This window comes from Streptomyces huasconensis (assembly GCF_021028635.1).
Lineage (GTDB): Bacteria > Actinomycetota > Actinomycetes > Streptomycetales > Streptomycetaceae > Streptomyces > Streptomyces huasconensis.
This window is the reverse complement of the sequence record NZ_CP086119.1, coordinates 6,804,903-6,824,438: the sequence shown is the minus strand read 5'-3', so window position 1 is coordinate 6,824,438 and position 19,536 is coordinate 6,804,903. Positions and strand designations below refer to the sequence as shown.

Here is a 19,536-nt window from a genome sequence, read left to right as displayed (position 1 = left end):
CTTGACGCTGCGCTGGGGCTGGCCCCCCGGGTTCTCACCTCCCGCGTGACTCCGCCCGGGCCACGATCAGGTTCGCCACGATCCCGAGCACGGTCGCCGCTGCCGCCGGGAGCCACGGGTTGGTGGCGTGCAGGCCCGGAGTGCACTCCAGTACGAAGAGGGCGGCCAGGAACGTCGTCAGGCACGAAGTGGCCTCTGTCGCAGCCCGCTTGGTCCGCTCCGCAAGGCTGCTGAGCCGCAGGAGAAGACGCACCGGCGCGGTGAAGAGAGCGGCGAGGATTCCGCAGGGGAGGCACAGCAGTGCGGCCCAGAACAGCGCGCTCAGTCCGTCGAACTCGATCAGGTCGCTGCACAGAGCCGTGACCCCCAGGACCACGAGCAGGAGGAAGAGCATGACGAGGGCCGCGACACCGAGTCCCAGCCCGGTGAACCCGACCGCGGCAAGGACTTTCCCTCCGGTACCGAAGGAACCCCATGTCGGCTCCTGCTCGTCATCCGGCCGACGTTCGTCACTCATCGCTGACACCTTCCTGGCGCAAGTGGGCAGTTCCTGAGGCGGGCCGCGCCCTCGCGAGGCAAGGAGAGCGCGGCCCGACGCTCATGGGACAGGGCTCAGATCGCGACGAGCATGATCGCGTGCGCGAGGTCACGAGCGATGTCGGTCGGGACACCGGCGCGGACCAGAGCGATGCTCAGGGCGGTCTCGCTCCAGCCCTCGACGTCCTCGATGGCGTCGGCGATCTTGTTGCCGTACTTGCCGACGTACCGCCCGGTCTTCTTGTTGACCTTGCCGAGGATCTTGCCGGCCCAGGTGCCGCCGTGACGCAGCCCCGCGACGATCAGCTTGCGCACGATCGTGCCCATGCCCAGGGCCCGCTTCGTGCGGTGGTGGGGGTTCTCCAACTCCTGCGCGTACAGCTCGAACTGCTTGATCTCCTGCTCGTCCGCGCCATCGGCGCGCATGCGCGAGACGAGGTCACGCACGTCGCTCGCCGTCGGGCTCAGCGACTCCTCGAACTGTACGGCTGCTTCCTGCGCGCGGCGGGCCTCGGTGGCCGACGCCATCGGGGCGGCGACTCCGAAAGCGACGCCGGCCATGGCGGCGGCGGCTATGCGCAGTCCCTTGCGGTTCACGTATGCTCCTGATCGAAGGTGAATAGGGTGCGGGCGTCACGAGTGCACCTGGGCTTGCGAAACCTGTGCACTGGCGCCCGCATCCGCCTGTGATTCCTGATGCGATCCCTTGGGCACGGGGCGAAGTTGGGCCCGGCCCGAGCGGAATGATCATGAACATAACGGACCACTCTGGGGCATCGCCAATCACCATTGCGTGACGATCCTCACCAAAAACGCATGCAACCCACACGTGGTTTGACCGGTCACTTCGTTGCGGGGCGGCCCCTGGGCTCGTAGCGCGTGGCGATGCCTCGCCCCCAGCCTCGGGCGGTTGATGTGCGACCCCCTGGGTCACCTTGCCGCCGGATTCCAGAGTGGCGATCATCCGCTCCAGGCGGGCCGCTGGCGTGGCATACGTCCGCGCCGTCATCAGGCGGTGCGGCACGGTGTGCCGGGCCGTCTTGCCCAGCGCCTCAAACGCCTTGCGCGCGGTCGGCGGCGGGTGCTCTTCTGCAGGTGGTGACGTCGTCGTACGCCTTGCGGTGTCCGGTGATCCAGCCGTGGCAGAGCGCCACGTCGTTGACCTCCGCGGCGGTCACCGAGGCCACGCTACGGGAACGTGCGTGCACCCGCAGCGGGTTGCCGCAGGGCATGCCGAAGGGGCGGTCCACCCCCCTCGGGTGGACCGCCCCGGTCACTTCGGCCGACGCCTCAGACCTTCAGCGGACGGATCGCCGTCGGCGCGTGGCCGGGCTCCGTCGCGATCTCCTCGAACTCCTTGACGGCGCTGATGTCGGCCGTCGGGCTCATCGCGATGTTCGTGATGCGCTCCAGGATCGCCTCGACGACCACCGGCACGCGGTACTCGGCCGCGAGCTTCTTGGCCTGCTCGAAGGCCGGCAGCAGCTCGTCGGGCTCGGTGACGCGGATCGCCTTGCAGCCGAGGCCCTCGGCGACCTTGACGTGGTCCACGCCGTAGACGCCCAGCTCCGGGGAGTTCTGGTTCTCGAACTCCAGGTTGACCTGGAAGTTGATCTCCAGGCCGATCTGCGCCTGGCGGATCAGGCCGAGGTAGGCGTTGTTGACCAGAACGTGGACGTACGGGATGCGGTGCTGCGCGCCGACCGCCAGCTCCTCGATCATGAACTGGAAGTCGTAGTCGCCGGAGAGGGCGACGACCGGGCTCTCCGGGTCGGCCTTGGCGGCCCCGAGCGCGGCCGGGATGGTCCAGCCGAGCGGGCCCGCCTGGCCGCAGTTGATCCAGTGGCGCGGCTTGTAGACGTGCAGCATCTGGGCGCCGGCGATCTGCGAGAGGCCGATCGTGGTGACGTAGCGCGTCTCGGGGCCGAAGGCCTTGTTCATCTCCTCGTAGACGCGCTGCGGCTTCATGGGCACGTTGTCGAAGTGCGTGCGGCGCTGGAGGGTCTCCTTGCGCCTGAGGTGGGAGGCGACCCACTCCGAGCGGTCGGGCAGCTCGCCCGCGGCCTTCAGCTCCTTCGCCACCTCGACGAACAGCTCCAGCGCCGCCTTCGCGTCGGAGGCGATGCCGTAGTCGGGGGCGAAGATCTTGCCGATCTGGGTCGGCTCGATGTCGACGTGCACGAACGTGCGGCCCTGGGTGTACACGTCCAGCTTGTAGCCGGTGTGGCGGTTGGCCCAGCGGTTGCCGATGCCGAGGACGAAGTCCGACTCCAGGAACGTCGCGTTGCCGTAGCGGTGGCCGGTCTGCTGGCCGACCATTCCGGCGTTCAGGTCGTGGTCGTCGGGGATGGTGCCCCAGCCCATCAGGGTCGGCACGACGGGGGTGTTGGTCAGCTCGGCGAACTCGACCAGCAGGTCGCTCGCGTCGGCGTTGATGATGCCGCCGCCGGCGACGATCAGCGGGCGCTCGGACTCGACCAGGAAGCGGACCGCCTTCTCGATCTGGGCGCGGGTCGCGGCGGGCTTGTAGACCGGCAGCGGCTCGTACGTCTCGGGGTCGAACTCGATCTCGGTCTGCTGGACGTCGATGGGCAGGTCGATGAGGACCGGGCCCGGGCGGCCCGAGCGCATCAGGTGGAAGGCCTGCTGGAAGATGCCGGGAACCTGCGCGGCCTCCAGGACGGTCACGGCCATCTTGGTGACCGGCTTGGCGATCGTCGCGATGTCGACGGCCTGGAAGTCCTCCTTGTGGAGCAGGTGCGTCGGCGCCTGGCCCGTGATGCAGAGGATCGGGATGGAGTCGCCCGTCGCGGAGTACAGCCCGGTGATCATGTCGGTGCCCGCGGGGCCCGACGTGCCGATGCAGACACCGATGTTGCCCGGCTTGGACCGGGTGTAGCCCTCGGCCATGTGCGAGGCGCCCTCGACGTGGCGCGCGAGGGTGTGGTCGATGCCACCGCCCTCCTTGAGCGCCTTGTAGAAGGGGTTGATCGCGGCGCCCGGCACACCGAACGCGTTGACGACGCCCTCGCGCTTGAGGATCTCAACTGCCGCGCGGGCAGCGGTCATACGAGCCATGGGGTTCTCCTGCTTCGACAGCTTCGGCAGCTTTGCGGCTGCCGGATACGGCTGGCGGATTCGGCTCCCGTCGCGCCCCGCGGCGAGCTTCTGTTTCCGCATTGTGGAAAGAATGTTCTGCTATATGGAAGCAATGTAAGGGCGTGAGCCGAAGGCCGTCAAGAGACGTCCGCGATCCGGCCACCGGGCCGCCCGCATGCGGGGAGGATGGTGCGGAAGGCGGCGCGAGGGCGGACGAGGGCGGGTGAGGGCGATGGCGGACGGCGGCATGCCGGTGCGGTGCCCGGGGTGCCGGCGCGAGCATCTGTACGCGCCCCCTCCCCTGCCCTGCGCCTGCGGGGCCCCGCTCACCCCGCCGATGGCCCGCGGCGCGCCGCCGACGCCGGTCACCGACCGGAGCTGGGCGGACGAGTGGGTGACGGTCCGCTGCCCGGCCTGCGGCCGCCGGTGCCAGTGGCCGCAACCGGAGCTGGACTGCGCCTGCGGAACCGTCCTGCGCCTCGCGGTGGTGCCGATAGCGCGCGCCGCCGCACCCCCGAGGCGCGCGGCCCCCGCCCACATCCCGCTGCCGCGCACGGCGCCCCGCCCCCGCCCCGCCTTCCGGCCGGCGCCGATCCGGGACGCCCGTGACGCCGTGGCCACGGCCGCGCTGTACCTGCGGTGGCTCGGCTACCGCGACACGCGCAGCGCCACGCGGCGCCCGCCCTCGGGGACGCGGATCACCGCCCGCGGGATGGTCGCCCAGGTCGATCCAGGCCTGCGGCGCGTCGCGGCCCGCGACGTCGAATGCCTGTGGCTCACCGCGATGACGGCGGCGGGCGACACGCCTCTCGGCCGCGCCTTCTTCTGCCTGGCGGGCTACACGGGCGAGGCGCGCGCCCGTGCGGACACGCTCGGCGTCCCGCTGTTCACGATCGACCTCACCGGCACGCCGCAGCCGGTGAACGGCGCGGCGGACGAACTCGTCGCACGCGGCGCCTGAGGGCCGGACAGCGCTATTAGTACACCCATTCGAACCAGGGGTACGCTGGTGCCATGGCACAGCACCAGCTCCAAGGGTCTCTCTTCGACCAGGGCGAGGAACCGCGGCTGCGCCCCTTGGACGGAGTCCGCAGGACGGTCCTCGCCGACGGGGCCTGGATCGACCTCCTGCCGGGCTGGCTCACCGGCGCCGACGCCCTCTTCGAACACCTCGCCTCGGACGTCCCGTGGCAGGCCGAGCGCCGGCAGATGTACGAGCGGGTCGTGGACGTGCCCCGCCTGCTCGCCTTCTACGGCGCCGGCGCACCGCTGCCGCATCCCGTCCTCGACGAGGCGCGGCGCGCGCTGTCAGAGCACTACGCCGCCGAACTCGGCGAGGGGTTCGCGACGGCCGGGCTGTGCCACTACCGCGACGGGCGCGACAGCGTGGCGTGGCACGGCGACCGCATCGGCCGGGGCGCCCGCGAGGACACGATGGTCGCCATCCTCTCCGTGGGCGCACCGCGCGACCTGCTGCTGCGCCCGCGCCGCGGCGGCGTGACCGTCCGCCACCCGCTCGGGCACGGCGACCTCATCGTGATGGGCGGCTCCTGCCAGCGGACCTGGGAACACGCCGTCCCCAAGTCGGCCCGGGCCACCGGGGGTCGCATCAGCATCCAGTTCCGCCCGCGGGGAGTGCGCTGACCCGCTGCCTTCGGAGCCCTCGGGAGCCGCTGCCCCGGAGCCCTCAGGCGCCGGAGCCCCGGGACTTCACGTGCAGCAGATGGCGGGCGAGGGCCAGCGCGGCCAGGACCGCCACGAGCCCGCAGACCCCCGGCCAGCCGAACGCCTCGTAGCAGCGCGCGCCGAGCCAGGAGCCGATGCTTCCGCCGAGGTAGCCGCAGGTCATGTACGCCGTGTTGAGCCGGGAGCGCGCCTCGTCGCTCAGCGCGAAGATCCGCACCTGGTTGGCGATCATGCCCGACTGCATCGCGACGTCGAGCAGCAGCGACCCCGCGGCCAGCGCCGTGAGCCCCGCCGCCCCGCCGGCGCCGCCGAACAGGAGGACCGCAGCCGCCGCGAGGACCGCGAGGGCGGCGGCGAGGTTCACCGCGTCGGGCCCGCGCCGGTCCACCTGGCGCCCCGCGAGCGGCGTACAGATCATGGTTCCGGCGTTGACGAGGGCCAGCAGGCCGACCGCCGAGGCCCCGAGCCCGTACGCGGGGCCGGTCATCAGGAGCGCGACGCCGGTCCACAGCGCGGAGAAGGCGCCGAACAGCATCGCCTGGTAGAAGCCGGAGCGCCGCAGCTCCGGTTCCGTGCGCAGCAGCCGGAGCGACTCGCCGACCAGCGCCGGGTAGCTCTGCCGCGAGGGTGCGGCGGTCTTCGGCAGCGCGCGCAGGAGGACCAGCGCGATGAGCAGGGCGACGGCCGCCGACGTCAGATAGGGGGCGCGCCAGCCGAGCCACTCGCCGAGGCTGCCCCCGAAGGCGCGGGAGAGCAGCATGCCGCCGAGGGAGCCGCTGAGCAGGGTGCCGGTGACGGCGCCGCGCCGTTCCTCGGGCACGAGGCCCGCGGCCATGGGGGCGACGACCGGGGCGACGACGGTGGTGACGCCGACGAGGGCGCTCGCGGCGACCAGCGGCACCAGGCCCGGCGCGAGCCCCGCGCCGAGCAGGCCGAGCCCGGTGAGCGAGAGCAGCGCGGCGATGAGCGACCGGGAGGGGATGCGGTCGCCGAGCGGTACGAGGAGGAAGATGCCGGCGGCGTAGCCGAACTGGGTCGCCGTGACCACCAGGGTGGCGGTGTCCGCCGACACGTGCAGCCCCTCGGCGACCAACGGGCTGACGGCCTGCGGGAAGTAGACGTTGCCGACGGCCACCCCGCACACCACGGCGAGCAGCAGCACCATGCCGCGGCTCAGGCCGGCCGGTGGTGCGGCGGGGCCCGCGGCCGGCTCCGTCTCGGGCCGCTCACCGCGACCGGTCACTCCATGGATCACCGGCACACGATCCCCGGCATCGCCGCTCGGCACAACCACTTTTGGCCGGGGCATACTCGCCCCATGCCGATCCGCCCCGCCACCGCCGCCGAACTCCCCGCCCTCCAGGACATCGAACGCGCCGCGGGGGAAGCCTTCCGCGCCCTCGGCATGGACGCCGTCGCGGACGACGAGCCGCCGACGGTCGCGGAGTTGGAGCGCTTTCGCCGGGCGGGCGGGGCGTGGGTCGCGGCGGGCGGGACGGGCGCCCCGCTCGCGTACCTGCTCAGCGAGCCCCTGGACGAGCCGACGGTGACGGCGACGGCCTCGCGGTGCGAGCACATCGAGCAGATCACCGTGCACCCGCGCGCCGCCCGGCGCGGCATCGGGCGGGCCCTGATCGACCACCTCGCGGGCCGGACGCTCGCGGAAGGCGGCACCGCCCTCACCCTCACGACCTTCGCGGACGTCCCGTGGAACGCCCCGTACTACGCCCGCATCGGCTTCCGCCCGCTCACGGAGGCCGAACTCACCCCGGCCCTGCGGAAGATCCGCGCGCATGAGGCGGAGCTGGGCCTCGACCGGTGGCCCCGCCTGTGCATGCGCCGCGCCCTCACTCCGCGTACCGCTCCCTGAGCTCGATCTTGCGGACCTTGCCCGAGACCGTCATCGGGAAGGACTCCATGACGCGCAGTGCGGCGGGCACCTTGTAGTGGGCCAGCTTCCCCTTGCAGTAGGCCCGCAGCTCCTCCACCGTCAGCGTCTCCTCGGGGTCCCGCAGGATGACGCAGGCCAGCGGGACTTCTCCGTACCGCTCGTCGGGCACGCCCACCACCTGGACGTCGGCGATCTTGGGGTGGCCGTACAGGAACTCCTCGATCTCGCGCGGGTAGATGTTCTCACCGCCCCTGATGATCATGTCCTTGATGCGGCCGACGATCTGGACGTACCCGTCCTCGCGCATGACGGCCAGGTCACCGGTGTGCATCCAGCGGCCGGAGTCGATGACCTCGGCGGTCCGCTCGGGTTCGTTCCAGTAGCCGAGCATCACGCTGTAGCCGCGGGTGCACAGCTCGCCGGAGGTGCCGCGCGGCAGGGTGACGCCGGTCGCGGGGTCGACGACCTTCACCTCGATGTGCGGCAGGACGCGGCCGACCGTGCCGGTGCGGCGCTCCAGGTCGTCGTCGCGGCGCGTCTGCGTGGAGACGGGTGACGTCTCCGTCATGCCGTAGCAGATGGAGACCTCGCTCATGTGCATCTCGGCGACCACCCGCTTCATCACCTCCACCGGGCAGGGCGAGCCCGCCATGATGCCGGTGCGCAGCGAACTCAAGTCGTACGAGGCGAAGTCGGGGAGGTTCAGCTCCGCGATGAACATGGTCGGTACGCCGTACAGGGAGGTGCAGCGCTCGCGCTCGACGGCGTGCAGTGTGGCGGCCGGGTCGAAGGACGGTGCGGGGATGACGACGCACGCGCCGTGCGAGGTGGCGCCGAGGTTGCCCATCACCATGCCGAAGCAGTGGTAGAAGGGGACGGGCAGGCAGACGCGGTCCTGCTCGGTGTAGCCGACCGTACGGCCCACCCAGTAGCCGTTGTTGAGGATGTTGTGGTGGGAGAGCGTGGCCCCCTTGGGGAAGCCCGTGGTGCCCGAGGTGTACTGGATGTTCACCGGGTCGTCGCAGCTCAACTCGGCCTCGCGGGCGGCAAGTTGCTCACCCGTGACCGATGCGGCGGCGTCGAGCAGTGCGTCCCAGGAGCCGGCCCCGATGTAGTGGACGGCGCGCAGTCCGGGGCAGCGGGGCCGCACCTCGTCGACGAGTGCGCGGTAGTCGCTGCTCTTGTGGGCCCGCGAGGCGACCAGGAGCGAGACACCCGCCTGGTTGAGCACGAACTCCAACTCGTGCGCGCGGTAGGCGGGGTTGATGTTCACCATGATCGCGCCGATCCGCGCGGTGGCGTACTGCACGAGCACCCACTCGGCGCAGTTCACCGCCCAGATCCCGACGCGGTCGCCCTTGGCCACCCCGGAGCCGAGGAAGCCGCGCGCCAGCCGCTCGACGGCGGCGCCGAACTCCGCGTACGTCCACCGGGCTCCCGCGGCGACGTCCACGAGGGCGTCCCGGTCGGGCCAGGCGGCGACGGCCCGGTCCAGGTTGCGGCCGATGGTGTCACCGAGGAGAGGAGTCTCCCCGGTGCCGTGGGCGTACGAGAGTTCAGCCGTGCCGGCCGCGCGGGCGCGCCCCGTGTCTGCCTTCTGCAACATGGCGTCAAGGATGCCCCGCTGATCCTTCACCGCCTAGCCCCGTACCCGATCACGGCGGCGGGGCTCACACGTCGGCCCGCACTCCGTCACGTGAGATCACTTGTGGCATTTCAGGCCGTTCCCTCCCCCGAAGCCACCACAATGTGCGCATGGGCGATGACTGGAAGCAACGACTGAACCAGCTCCACGCCGGTTTGGTGCAACGGGATGATCCCGCCGAGCTGGTGACCGAGGCCGACGCCGTCGACGCGTCGTACCGCTATCCGCATCTCGCGGTCCGCGGGCCCGTCTTCGGCGTCGCGGTGCAGGATGCCGCGGCGGGGCCCGAATGGCGGGTGCTGAAGCCGATCGTGGACGGCATGCCGCAGCAGGCCAGGGACGCGCTGAACTCGACGCTGTGGTTCAGGGCCAAGGACGACACCGACGATCCCGCCGTGCGCCGCGATCTGCTGGCGGCGGTCGCCGTCCTCGAACGCGAGCCGGTCGACGAGCTGGAGGTCCGCGGTGTGCGCTACCGCGTGGTGCGCGGCGACGAGTTCGCCCGCACCGGCGCCGACGGCCTGGAGCCGCCCCGGCCGACGGACCCGGAACCGGCCGACCGTTCGTGGACCGGGCGGCACGACGCCCCGTCCAAGGACGTGGGGTTCACGCTCGACCCGGCCGTGGACACCCCGGGGCTGATGACGAGCGCCCTGAAGCTGGGGCTGCGGGACTTCGCCTACAGCGGCGCGCGGTTCCCCGCCGACGTCCGCGCGGACTCCGAGCGGGCCGTCACCACCCATCCCGACATCGCGCTCCTGCCCGTCGGCTTCGGCGTGGCCGAGCGCGGCGAGAAGGGCTGGCGGCCGCGCTCGGCCCTGATGCCGACCCCGCACGACGCCCGCCGGATGCTGTACGACGCGATGACGGAGTCCTGGCCGCTGTTCCACGGGTTCGACGAGGAGGAGAAGGCGGCGCACGCGCGGGCCGCCGAGGAGTTCAAGGCCACCGCGCACGCCAACGAGGTGCGCGTGGGTGACACTCTGTACCGGATCTGCCGTACGGAACGGCTGGTCCGCTTTGGCCCCGACGGCCCTGAGCCGCCCCGCCCCTCGGACGTGGACTCCTACGGCCCCATGAAGATGCACCCCACGATGGACGAGGACGGCACGCTCCACTACGACGACTGACTCGGCGCGTCTGAGCGGTTCGACGACTGGGTCAACGTGTCTGAGCAGTTCGAGGACTGGTTCGGCGCACCTGATCAGTCCGGGGACCGGCTCAGCGCATCTGGCGCCGTACCAGTTCCCGCAGCCGTCCGTCCGGGTCCGCCAGCAGCTGTGCGGGCGGGCCCTGTTCCACGACGCGTCCCTCCGACATGACGAGGACCCGGTCGGCGTCCATGACGGTGGAGAGGCGGTGGGCGATGACGACCCGGGTGGCGTTGAGGGCGCGGGTGCTGTCGATGACCGTGCGCTGCGTCTCGTTGTCCAGGGCGCTCGTGGCCTCGTCGAAGAAGAGCACGCGGGGGCGGCGGATCAGTGCCTGGGCGATCATGAGCCGCTGGCGCTGACCGCCGGAGACCGCCCCGCCGCCGGAGATCATCGTGTGCAGGCCCATCGGCATGCGCTTGATGTCCTCGGCGAGGCCCGCCATGGCGGCAGCCTCCCACGCCTCCTCCTGGGTGTACGACTCGGCGCCGCAGATGCACTCCAGGATGGAGCCGGTGAGCGGCAGGGCGTTCTGCAGGACGACACCGCACTGGCGGCGCACGGCCGCCTGGTCCAGGGCGGCGAGGTCCTGGCCGTCGTAGAGCACGCTGCCGGTGAGCGGCTCGTCGAAGCCGATCAGGAGGCGCAGCAGCGTCGACTTGCCGCAGCCGCTCGGGCCGACGACGGCCACGAACTCGCCGGGCCGGATCGTCAGGGACACGTCGTCCAGGACGAGCGGGCCGTCGTCGGTGTAGCGGAAGGACAGGCCGCGCGCCTCGATGGCGCCCTGCAGTTCCCCCGGCTGCGTGCTTCCGGCGCGCACCTCCGGCGCCTCGTCGAGGACCGGCTTGATCTGCTCGAACATGGGGAGCACCGCGGCCGCCGAGATCAGGGCACCCGTCAGCTGGGTGACGGAGGTCAGCAGCATCGTCACGGCGGTGCTGAAGGTGAGGAACTCCCCCGCGGTGAGGCTGCCGCGGGCCGGGCCCGCGAGGAGGACGAACATGACGAGCGTACAGAGCGGGAGGTAAACGGAGTTGAGGACCGTGGTCGCGTTCTTGACGCGGCCCGCCCGCCGTTGCAGCTCTCGGCTGCGCGCGAACTCCCCGGCCCAGGCCGCGTACGCGAAGCTCTCCGCGCCGGCCACGCGGAGTTTGGGCAGGCCGCGCAGGGTCTGGAACGCCTGGTTGTTGAGCTTGTTGCCCAGCTCCACCAGGCGCCGCTGCCAGCGCAGTTCGGCGAGGCCGAGCGCCAGGAACACGGCGGCGATGACGGCCAGCATGGCGAGTGCGGCCAGGGCGAGGGGCACGCTGTAGAAGAGCAGCAGGGCCAGGTTCATCGCGCCGACCGTGCCCGCCTGCAGGGCGACGGGGCCGATGCCCGACAGGACGCGGCGGATGGCGCTGACGCCCATGGCCGCGCTCGCCAGCTCACCGGTGGACCGCGCGGCGAAGAAGCGCGTGGGCAGTCTCAACAGGCGGTCCCAGACGGCGGGTTGGAGCGTGCTCTCCATGCGGCCCTCCATCCGCAGGACGGTGAGGTTCTGGAGCAGCATGAACGCCGCCGAGACGACGCTGGTGATCATGAGGGCCAGGGACACCTGGGCGATGAGGCTCTTCTCGCCGTTCGGGACGAGGACGCCGAGCACCTGGCCCGTGGCGATCGGCACGAGAGCGCCGATCACGACCGTCACCAGGCCGGCGAGCGCGAGGTTGCGGACATCGCCGCGGGTCCCCCGCAGGCTGAAGCGGAACAGCCGCCACGGCGTCAACGGCCGGTCGGGCAGCGGCCGGTAGAACATGACGCCATGGGGTTCGAACTCGTCCGCGTTGCTCTTGCCGACCCGGGTGCGCCGCCCGGACGTGGGGTGCACCGCTTCGTAGCCGCCGCGCCGCCACAGCAGGGCGACCGGCGCGCCGCTCGCCGCGCGGTGGCCCACCAGCGGGCCCGCGTTCTCGCGCCACCACCGTCCGTCGAGGCGGACGGCGCGGGTGCGCACGCGCGAGGCCACCGCGATCCGCTCCACCGGGTCGATCCGCTCGCTCACCGCGCCGCCGTCCGCGGGATCGGCCAGGGTGATGCCCGCCGCTTCGGCGACCAGCCGGCAGGCGGCGTACGTGGCGTCGTCACCGCCTCGCGAGCCGGTGCGGCGCGCGGCGCCCCCGCGCGTGCGGCCGATGGAGGCGATCAGGGTGCGGTCGGCCTGCTCGCGGACGCTCTCACCGGCCTTGATGCCGGCCGCCGCGCGGTCCTCGTGGGCCCGCTCCAGGCGTTCGATCCAGCGGTCGAGGGCGGCGAGCAGCCGGTGCTGCTGGTTGACCATGCGCTGCCACAGCGCGGCGTCGACGAGCAGGTCGCCCGCGGCCTCGGCGCTGTAGGCGGCGCCGTACTGCACGCTGCCCGGCGCGACCGGCATCCAGAGGATGTCGTCGTCCGTCGCCACCTCGTCGCCCATGGTGCGGCCGTCGAGCGGCGCCTCGAACAGGACGCGGTGGCCGCGTCCGATGCCGAGCGCGAAGGCGTGTTCCAGGAGGCTGAGCGCGGTGTCCTGGGTGTCGTAGTGAGTGGGGTACTGCTGCTCGTGGGGCCAGGGGGCGCCGAGGTCCGGGCGGTACAGCTCGCGCAGCGGAACCCGGCGCAGCGCGCAGCCCGCCAGGGGGCGGCCGACGAGGGTGTGCCGGGGACCCTCGACGGGGCCGAGGAGCAGCGCGCCGGGCTCCAGGCGGCCGAGGTAGTGCCAGTGGCCCTGCTGCGCGGCATCGACGGCGAACAGGTCGAGGGCGCCCGCCACCACGAGCCACAGCACCTGCGGGCCCTCCAGGTGCACGCTGCGCAGGCCCGCGCAGTCGACGGGTGTGCCGAGGGCGCCGAAGGAGGCGGCGACCGGGCCCTGCGTGTGCGTGTCGTACGTGTGCACGTCGTGCGCATGTGTGCCGTGCGTAGGCGTGCCCTGTGTATACGTGTAGTGCTCCGGAGTCACCTCAGTGCTCCCTGACCAGGTCGGCGTAGGCACCACCGGCGGCGACCAGGTGTTCGTGGCGGCCCCGTTCCACGACCTGGCCGTGGTCGAGGACGACGATCTCGTCGCTGTCGCGCACGGTGCTCAGGCGGTGGGCGATGACGACGCAGGCGCAGCCGCGGCGGCGCAGGTTGTCGATGATGACCTGTTCGGTTTCGGCGTCCAGGGCGCTGGTCACCTCGTCGAGCACGAGGACGCTGGGGCGGCGGACCAGGGCCCGCGCGATCTCCAGGCGCTGGCGCTGGCCGCCGGAGAAGTTCCGCCCGTCCTGCTCGACGCGGCCGTGGATGCCGCCGGGCCTGCGGGCCACGACCTCGTACAGGCAGGCGTCCTTGAGGGCGGTGACGACGTCGTCGTCGGGGATGGAGGGGTCCCACAGCGCGACGTTGTCGCGGATCGTGCCCTCGAAGAGGAAGACGTCCTGGTCGACGAAGGACACGGAGGCGGTGAGCGCGCCGCGCGGGATGTCCTCCAGGCGCTGTCCGTCGATGCGGATCGTGCCCTCCCACGGGCTGTAGAGGCCCGAGAGGAGCCGCGAGACGGTCGACTTGCCGCTGCCCGAGCCGCCGACGAGCGCGACCTGCTGTCCCGGCCCGACCGAGAGGGAGAAACCCGTCAGGAGCGGCTTGTCGAGGGGGCTGTAGCCGAAGGTGACGTCTTCGAGGGTGACGTGCCCCTTGAGGCGGCGGGTGCTCGCGGCCGGTTCGGGGCGGGCGTAGAGCGGGTCGGCGGGGAAGTTCTCGACGTCCTTGAGGCGGGCGACGTCGGCGGCGAAGTCCTGGATGCGGCCCGCGACGCCGTTGAGGCGGGTGATGGGCGCGGTGAAGCGGGTGACGAGCGCCTGGAAGGCGACGAGCAGCCCGATCGACAGGTGTCCCTCGACGGCGCGCAGGCCGCCGATCCACAGGATCAGCGCGCTGTTGAGGGTCGCGAGCGTCGGCGCGACGACACCGAGCCAGGCGCTCGGCACGCCGAGCCGCTGCTGTTCCTCCAGGGTGGTGGCGTGCTGGCCGGCCCAGCGCCGGAAGTAGCCGCTCTCGCCTCCGGTGGCCTTCATGGTCTCGATCAACTGCAGGCCGGTGTACGAGGTGTTGGTCAGCTTGGCGGTGTCGGCGCGCAGCTTCTGGGTGCCGGTGGCGCGCAGCCGGACCACGACGCGCATCGCCACGACGTTCAGCAGGGCGATGCCGACGCCGACGAGGGTGAGCTGCGGGTCGTACGTCCACAGCAGGGCCGCGTAGAGGAGTACGACGATGCCGTCGACCCCGGCGGCCGTGAGGTCGCGGGCCAGGGTCTCGGCGACCGCGTCGTTGGAGGCGAGGCGCTGTACGAGGTCGGCGGGGCTGCGCTGGGCGTAGAACGTGACGGGCAGCCGCAGCAGATGGCGGAAGAAGCGGGCGCTGCCGAGGGTCGAGGAGATGATGCGGCCGCGCAGCAGGTTCGCCTGTTGCAGCCAGGTCAGCACCACGGTGAGCGCCACCATTGCGCCCATGGACGCGAACAGGGCGCCAAGGAGTGACGTCTGATGGCCGATCAGGAACAGGTCGATGTACGTGCGGCTGAGCGCGGGCAGCGCGGCGCCGACCGCGACGAGCAGCAGGCTGGCCAGGAGCGCGGCGAGCATCGTGCCCGTGGTGCCGCGCAGCCGCGCCGGGAGCGCCTTGAGGACGCCGGGTCTGCGGCCTCCCGGGCGGAACTCCTCCCCCGGTTCGAGGACGAGGACGACGCCGGTGAAGCTGGTGTCGAAGTCCTCGGAGGGCACGAAGCGGCGGCCCTTGTCGGGGTCGTTGATGTAGACGCCCCGGCGGCCGAGGCGGCGCCCCATGCCGTCGTAGACGACGTAGTGGTTGAACTCCCAGAAGAGGATGGCGGGCGCCTTCACCTCGGCGAGCGCGGCGGGCTCCATCTGCATGCCCTTGGCGGTGAGGCCGTAACCGCGCGCGGCCTTCAGGACGTTGCTGGCCCGTGAGCCGTCGCGGGAGACGCCGCACGCGATGCGCAGCTCCTCCAGGGGCACGTGCCGTCCGTGGTGGGCGAGGACCATGGCGAGGGCGGCGGCGCCGCACTCCACGGCCTCCATCTGGAGCACAGTGGGCGTACGGACGGTCCTGGGCCGCCCGGCCTTCGGCGCAGGACGCGGCGGCGCGGCGCGGCGGCGGCCCCGGCGCGGGGGCTCGGGGCGGTGCCCGCGGCGGCCGCCGGGGGGTGGCAGCTGCCGCTGGTGCGCCGGGGAGGGGGACGGTGCGGCCGGGGAGGCGTGGGGTGCGGTCACGGAAGCAGCCAATCGATCGGGCGCTGCTCGGCGAGGTGGACGGCGCCGGTGGCCAGGGTCATGGAGTCCGGCGCGAAGGGCGGACCGCCGGCGGTCGACCAGACGTAGCCGGACGTGGTGCCGGGGGACGTGTCGAGGCGTACGAGGACGGCGACGGGCGGGCCGTCCTGCGTGAACTGCCCCGCCAGTTCCTTGTCGCCGAGGAAGCCGGTGATCTTCTGCCGGGTCTGCGCGGCCCGGCCGACCGCCTTCACGTGGCCGCGCAGCGTCCCGTACCGCTGGGTGGGCACGGACTGGACCGTGAGGTCGACCGAGGCGCCGACGGGCACGGTGGCCGCGCTGTCGGCGGGCACGTAGAGCATGGCGAGGAGCGGGTCGTCGGCGCCCGCCACGCGCTCCAGGGCGGCGACGTCGGCGCCGGTGGTGACGACGGTGCCGATCCGCGCGAGGAGGGTGGTCACACGGCCGGCGGCGATCGCCCGGACGGCCTTGTCGCCATGCTCCGTACGGACCTTCAGCACGGGGGCGCCCGCGGCGAGCCGTTCGCCCTCCTTGGCGTAGACGCCGGTGACCTGTCCGGTGACGGGGCTCTGGAGGACGTAACTGCCCTGCCCGTGGGTGAGGATGCCGGGCGCCCGCAGCGTCGAGGCGACCGAGCCGGTCACCGCCCAGAGGCTCGCGGCGGCCATGACGACGAGGGTGACGGCGAGGACGAGCAGGCCCTGGGGGCGGGCGTAGCGCACCGGAAGGTCGAGTTCCTCGGGCGACTGCAGCTTGGACAGGGCCTGTTGGCGGAACTGCACGGAACGCTTCCCTTACTCACGTTTCCTTGACTCACGTCTGCACTCGCGTCTGCCTGCCTGTGGCATCCGTTCTGCCTGCCTGTGGCGTCCGTGAGCCCCGGGGCGAGGGGCCCCGGGGCTCATGGATTCACGCGTCTCGGTGAGCGAAGGCTCAGAGACCGGCGGTCAGGCCCGAGGCCAGGCCCGTGACGACGCCGGTGTTCACGCCGGTGGCGCTCTCGACGGTGCCGACGACACCGGCCACGACGCCGGAGACCGGGGCGATGGAGTCGACGGTGCCCGTGACGTTGCCCGCGACCGTGGCGACGAGGCCGCCGGAGACGTTGTCGAGGTCGGCGTCGGAAATCTCGAGGGTCTCGACCTGCGGGGTGTTGTTCATGGTGTGAGCTGCCCTTCTCATGAAAGTCATGAATGTCGCAAAGGTGTTTCCAGCGGTGCGGAATCCGGGGTGCGAATTCCGCGTCGGCCAGGATCAAAGCACGTTCGCAGCTCGCACATCCAATCGCCCGGGCACCGCCCGACCGCGGTTGTGACAACGCATCGCCGCTGCGTGCAGGCGGTTTCACCGCGCGGGGGCAGCTCCTTCACAAGATTCACAGAAGGAAATCGAGGGCACGGCGGGACTCCCTTCAACAAAACGGACACGGGTACGGCGAAAAGCACACCCCGTACCCGCTGAGCGGGAATTCATGGGGGGTACCCGGTGAATGGCGTGACCGGGGTGCGCATTCGGTGTGCAGGTTCATTGAAGGCGTGCCGAATGGTGGCCGAAAGGGACACGGAGGGGGCGGTGGCCTCGCCCGGCGGTCAGTTCACGCCGCGCTCCCGCCCCGCCCAGTACGGCTCCCGCAGCTTGAACTTCTGGATCTTGCCGGTGGCGGTGCGCGGGATGGCGTCGCGGAACTCGACGGTGGTCGGGGCCTTGTAGCCGGCCATCCGCTCCTTGCAGTGGGCGATGATGTCCGCCTCCCGCGCCGTCGCCCCCTCCGCGAGGACCACCAGAGCCTTGACCGTCTCTCCCCACTTCTCGTGCGGCACCCCGATGACGGCGACCTCGGCGACCGCGGGGTGGCTGAAGATGGTGTCCTCCACCTCGATCGACGAGACGTTCTCGCCGCCCGTGATGATCACGTCCTTCTTCCGGTCGGAGATGGTCAGATGGCCGTCCGCCTCGTCGAACGTGCCCCCGTCCCCGGTGTGGAACCAGCCGTCCTCCAGCGCCGCGGCGGTCTCCTCCGGCTTCTCCCAATACCCTTCGAGCACGACGTTGGACCGGGCCAGGACCTCCCCCGCGTCGGACACCTTCAACTTGACGCCGAGCGCGGGCAGTCCGGCACGGGCGAGTCTGTGGGCCCGCTCCTCGGCGGGCAGCTCCAGGTCCGCGGGCGCGGCCCGGTTGAAGGTGAGCAGCGGGGACGTCTCGGTGAGCCCGTAGATCTGGGTGAACTCCCAGCCCAGCTCGGCCTCCACGCGCTGGATCATCCTGCTCGGCGGCGGGGCGCCCGCGCACACGATCCGCACCCGGTTCCGGCCGGGCACCTCGCCGGACCAGGCCGCCGCCGCGTCGAGGACCGCGTTCCACACCGCGGGCGCGCCGCACATGAGCGTGACGCCGTGCTCCTCCACGCGGCGCAGGATCTCCGTGCCGTCCACCTTGCGCAGCACGACCTGCTTGACGCCGAGCCCGGCCATCACGAACGGCATGCCCCAGCCGTTGCAGTGGAACATCGGCAGGGTGTGCAGATAGACGTCCCGCTCCCAGACGCGGGTGTGCAGGCCGAACGTCAGGCCGTTGACCCAGATGTTGCGGTGGGTCAGCTGCACGCCCTTGGGCCGGGCCGTGGTCCCCGACGTGTAGTTGATGGTCGCGGTGGCGCCCTCGTCCGGGTTCGCCCACGGGCGCGGCTGCACGCCGAAGCGCATCAGCTCCGTCTCGGTCTGCTCGCCGAGCACGAAGCGGTGGCGCGCCTTCACACCCGACAGGGCCTCGTCCAGCTCCGGGTCCACGAGCAGGACCGAGGCGCCGCTCTGCCGTACGACGTACTCGACCTCCTCCGGCTTGAGCCGGAAGTTGACGGGCACACAGATCCGCCCGCTCATCGGCACGGCGAACAGCAGTTCAAGGAGCCGGGCGGAGTTGTGGCTGACGACCGCCACCCGCTCGCCCTCGCCGACACCCAGCGCGTCAAGCCCCGCCTGCCACGCCCGGACCCGCTCCCCGAGGCGCCCGTACGTCGACTCCGGCACCACGGGGGCGGGTTGGAGCGGTTCGTCGATCACGCCGGGGCTGGAGGCGAAGCCCAGCTCCGCCCGGTCGAGGAAGTCCGTGACGGTCATAGGTGTCCGCATTGCGCTCTCTCCTGACATCGGGAACCACTGCTCGGGCCGGCCCGGACGTACCGCATGACGCCGTACTGCCTCACCGCAGTACTGCCGCACTCATTGCCGGACGCTCCGTAGCATCGTGTAATTCGTGATGCGGGTCTCACTACCCCCGGACGGGGGTGCCGCAAGCGGAGGAACGCAAGAGCCCAAGGCCGAAGAGATGTGCGGAACCGGAGGGAGGAACACGTGTCGGCGGACGGCAGCGAGGCGGTCGAGATGCGCACCGCTCTGCTGCGGCTGCGCCGCGGCACGGGGCTGCCGATCGCCTTCGGAGGCCTCCTCGAAGGGCAGCGCCGACTGCGGATCGACGAGCTGAGCGGCGCGCGGACGCCCGCGCTGCACGGGCTCGCCGTCTCGTCGGGCAACGGCCTCGGCGGCAAGGCGCTCGCCCTCTCCCGGCCGTGCGCGGTCACGGACTACAGCGTCTCGCGGCACATCAGCCACGAGTACGACGCGGCGGTCGAGGCCGAGGGCCTGCGGTCGGTGCTCGCGGTGCCGGTGGTGGTGCGCCGCCGGGTGCGGGGCGTGCTGTACGGCGCGCTGCGCGCGGCCCAGCCGCTCGGCGACCGGGTCCTGTCGACGGCGGTGGCCGCGGCGCGGGACGTGGAGCAGGCTCTGGTCGTACGCGATGAGGTGCGGGCGCTGCTGGCGGCGGTCCGCGAGCCGGTCGCGGGCCCCGGGGCGTGGGAGCAGGTCCGGGAGGCGCACGGCGCGCTGCGGGCGCTGGCCCCGCGCATCGTGGACCCCGGACTGCGCGCCGAAATCCTCTCCGTTTGCGGCACGTTGGCGTCGGCGACCACGCTCCCGGCGCACGACCGCGAGCGCCCGGCCTGCCTCACCCCGCGTGAGGTGGACGTCCTCACCTGCGTGGCCGCGGGAGCGACGAACGCGGTGGCGGCACAGCGGCTCGGCCTGCGGCCCGAGACGGTGAAGGGCTACCTCCGCTCGGCCATGCGGAAGCTGGGGGCGCACACGCGCCTGGAGGCGGTGGTGGCGGCGCGGCGGGCTGGGGTGTTGCCGTAGGGGGGGTGGCGTGGGGCGGGTGGGT

The 19,536-nt window shown here is 72.0% G+C and carries 17 protein-coding genes; 5 read left to right on the top strand and 12 right to left on the bottom strand.

The features are described 5' to 3' along the window. Window positions 1-34: 34 nt before the first annotated feature. From J2N69_RS30425 to gcl, 5 genes are all read right to left on the bottom strand, one after another. Window positions 35-517, bottom strand: coding sequence for a hypothetical protein (locus J2N69_RS30425; protein ID WP_230903554.1), 483 nt, complete (start codon window positions 515-517; stop codon window positions 35-37). Between the two features lie 95 nt (window positions 518-612). Continuing rightward, entirely contained in the window at window positions 613-1,065 is a 453-nt protein-coding gene (locus tag J2N69_RS30420; RefSeq protein ID WP_408056836.1) for a cytochrome c-type biogenesis protein, read from the bottom strand. Then, window positions 977-1,561: a hypothetical protein gene (locus J2N69_RS36755; RefSeq protein WP_408056835.1), complete on the bottom strand. Its 585-nt coding sequence runs from the start codon at window positions 1,559-1,561 to the stop codon at window positions 977-979. The genes J2N69_RS30420 and J2N69_RS36755 overlap by 89 nt, the downstream gene beginning before the upstream one ends. Window positions 1,562-1,589: 28 nt before the next feature. After that, window positions 1,590-1,715 (bottom strand): hypothetical protein, encoded by a 126-nt coding sequence (locus tag J2N69_RS36440; protein WP_269075646.1) that lies wholly within the window; start codon window positions 1,713-1,715, stop codon window positions 1,590-1,592. Window positions 1,716-1,827: 112 nt separating this feature from the next. After that, the gene (gene gcl, locus J2N69_RS30415) at window positions 1,828-3,606 is read right to left on the bottom strand and encodes a glyoxylate carboligase (protein ID WP_230904940.1); all 1,779 of its coding nucleotides are present in this window, start codon (window positions 3,604-3,606) and stop codon (window positions 1,828-1,830) included. Window positions 3,607-3,868: 262 nt separating this feature from the next. Between gcl and J2N69_RS30410 the strand changes: the two genes are divergently transcribed. Next, on the top strand, window positions 3,869-4,597 hold the full coding sequence (locus J2N69_RS30410; RefSeq protein WP_230903552.1) for a hypothetical protein: 729 nt from the start codon (window positions 3,869-3,871) through the stop codon (window positions 4,595-4,597). A 53-nt stretch (window positions 4,598-4,650) separates the two neighbouring features. Continuing rightward, the gene (locus J2N69_RS30405; protein WP_230903551.1) at window positions 4,651-5,280 is read left to right on the top strand and encodes an alpha-ketoglutarate-dependent dioxygenase AlkB; all 630 of its coding nucleotides are present in this window, start codon (window positions 4,651-4,653) and stop codon (window positions 5,278-5,280) included. 43 nt (window positions 5,281-5,323) lie between these two features. On the opposite strand, the gene J2N69_RS30400 is transcribed toward J2N69_RS30405, so the two are convergent. Further along, window positions 5,324-6,577, bottom strand: coding sequence for an MFS transporter (locus tag J2N69_RS30400; protein ID WP_408056834.1), 1,254 nt, complete (start codon window positions 6,575-6,577; stop codon window positions 5,324-5,326). A 63-nt stretch (window positions 6,578-6,640) separates the two neighbouring features. On the opposite strand from J2N69_RS30400, the gene J2N69_RS30395 reads away from it, so the two are divergent. After that, a complete protein-coding gene (locus J2N69_RS30395) occupies window positions 6,641-7,192 on the top strand; it encodes a GNAT family N-acetyltransferase (protein WP_230903550.1) in 552 nt (183 codons plus the stop codon). Here J2N69_RS30395 and J2N69_RS30390 read toward each other — a convergent pair. Then, entirely contained in the window at window positions 7,170-8,819 is a 1,650-nt protein-coding gene (locus J2N69_RS30390; protein WP_230903549.1) for an AMP-binding protein, read from the bottom strand. The genes J2N69_RS30395 and J2N69_RS30390 overlap by 23 nt on opposite strands. Before the next feature lie 149 nt (window positions 8,820-8,968). Here J2N69_RS30390 and J2N69_RS30385 point away from each other — a divergent pair, with 149 nt between their 5' ends. After that, complete coding sequence (locus J2N69_RS30385) at window positions 8,969-9,988, top strand: DUF5954 family protein (RefSeq protein ID WP_230903548.1); 1,020 nt, start codon at window positions 8,969-8,971, stop codon at window positions 9,986-9,988. 91 nt (window positions 9,989-10,079) lie between these two features. Here J2N69_RS30385 and J2N69_RS30380 read toward each other — a convergent pair whose 3' ends face one another. The 5 genes from J2N69_RS30380 to J2N69_RS30360 form a co-directional block, all read right to left on the bottom strand. Next, the gene (locus J2N69_RS30380; protein ID WP_230904938.1) at window positions 10,080-12,926 is read right to left on the bottom strand and encodes an NHLP bacteriocin export ABC transporter permease/ATPase subunit; all 2,847 of its coding nucleotides are present in this window, start codon (window positions 12,924-12,926) and stop codon (window positions 10,080-10,082) included. Window positions 12,927-12,990: 64 nt separating this feature from the next. After that, window positions 12,991-15,300 (bottom strand): NHLP family bacteriocin export ABC transporter peptidase/permease/ATPase subunit, encoded by a 2,310-nt coding sequence (locus J2N69_RS30375; RefSeq protein WP_230903547.1) that lies wholly within the window; start codon window positions 15,298-15,300, stop codon window positions 12,991-12,993. Beyond that, window positions 15,297-16,103, bottom strand: a complete 807-nt coding sequence (locus J2N69_RS30370) for an HlyD family efflux transporter periplasmic adaptor subunit (RefSeq protein ID WP_230903546.1) — start codon at window positions 16,101-16,103, stop codon at window positions 15,297-15,299. Before J2N69_RS30370 ends, J2N69_RS30375 begins: the two co-directional genes overlap by 4 nt. A gap of 151 nt (window positions 16,104-16,254) precedes the next feature. Next, on the bottom strand, window positions 16,255-16,482 hold the full coding sequence (locus J2N69_RS30365; RefSeq protein ID WP_127912470.1) for a type A2 lantipeptide: 228 nt from the start codon (window positions 16,480-16,482) through the stop codon (window positions 16,255-16,257). Between the two features lie 428 nt (window positions 16,483-16,910). Continuing rightward, complete coding sequence (locus tag J2N69_RS30360) at window positions 16,911-18,452, bottom strand: AMP-binding protein (protein ID WP_230903545.1); 1,542 nt, start codon at window positions 18,450-18,452, stop codon at window positions 16,911-16,913. Between the two features lie 222 nt (window positions 18,453-18,674). Here J2N69_RS30360 and J2N69_RS30355 point away from each other — a divergent pair, with 222 nt between their 5' ends. Continuing rightward, the gene (locus J2N69_RS30355; RefSeq protein WP_230903544.1) at window positions 18,675-19,511 is read left to right on the top strand and encodes a helix-turn-helix transcriptional regulator; all 837 of its coding nucleotides are present in this window, start codon (window positions 18,675-18,677) and stop codon (window positions 19,509-19,511) included. Window positions 19,512-19,536 lie beyond the last annotated feature (25 nt).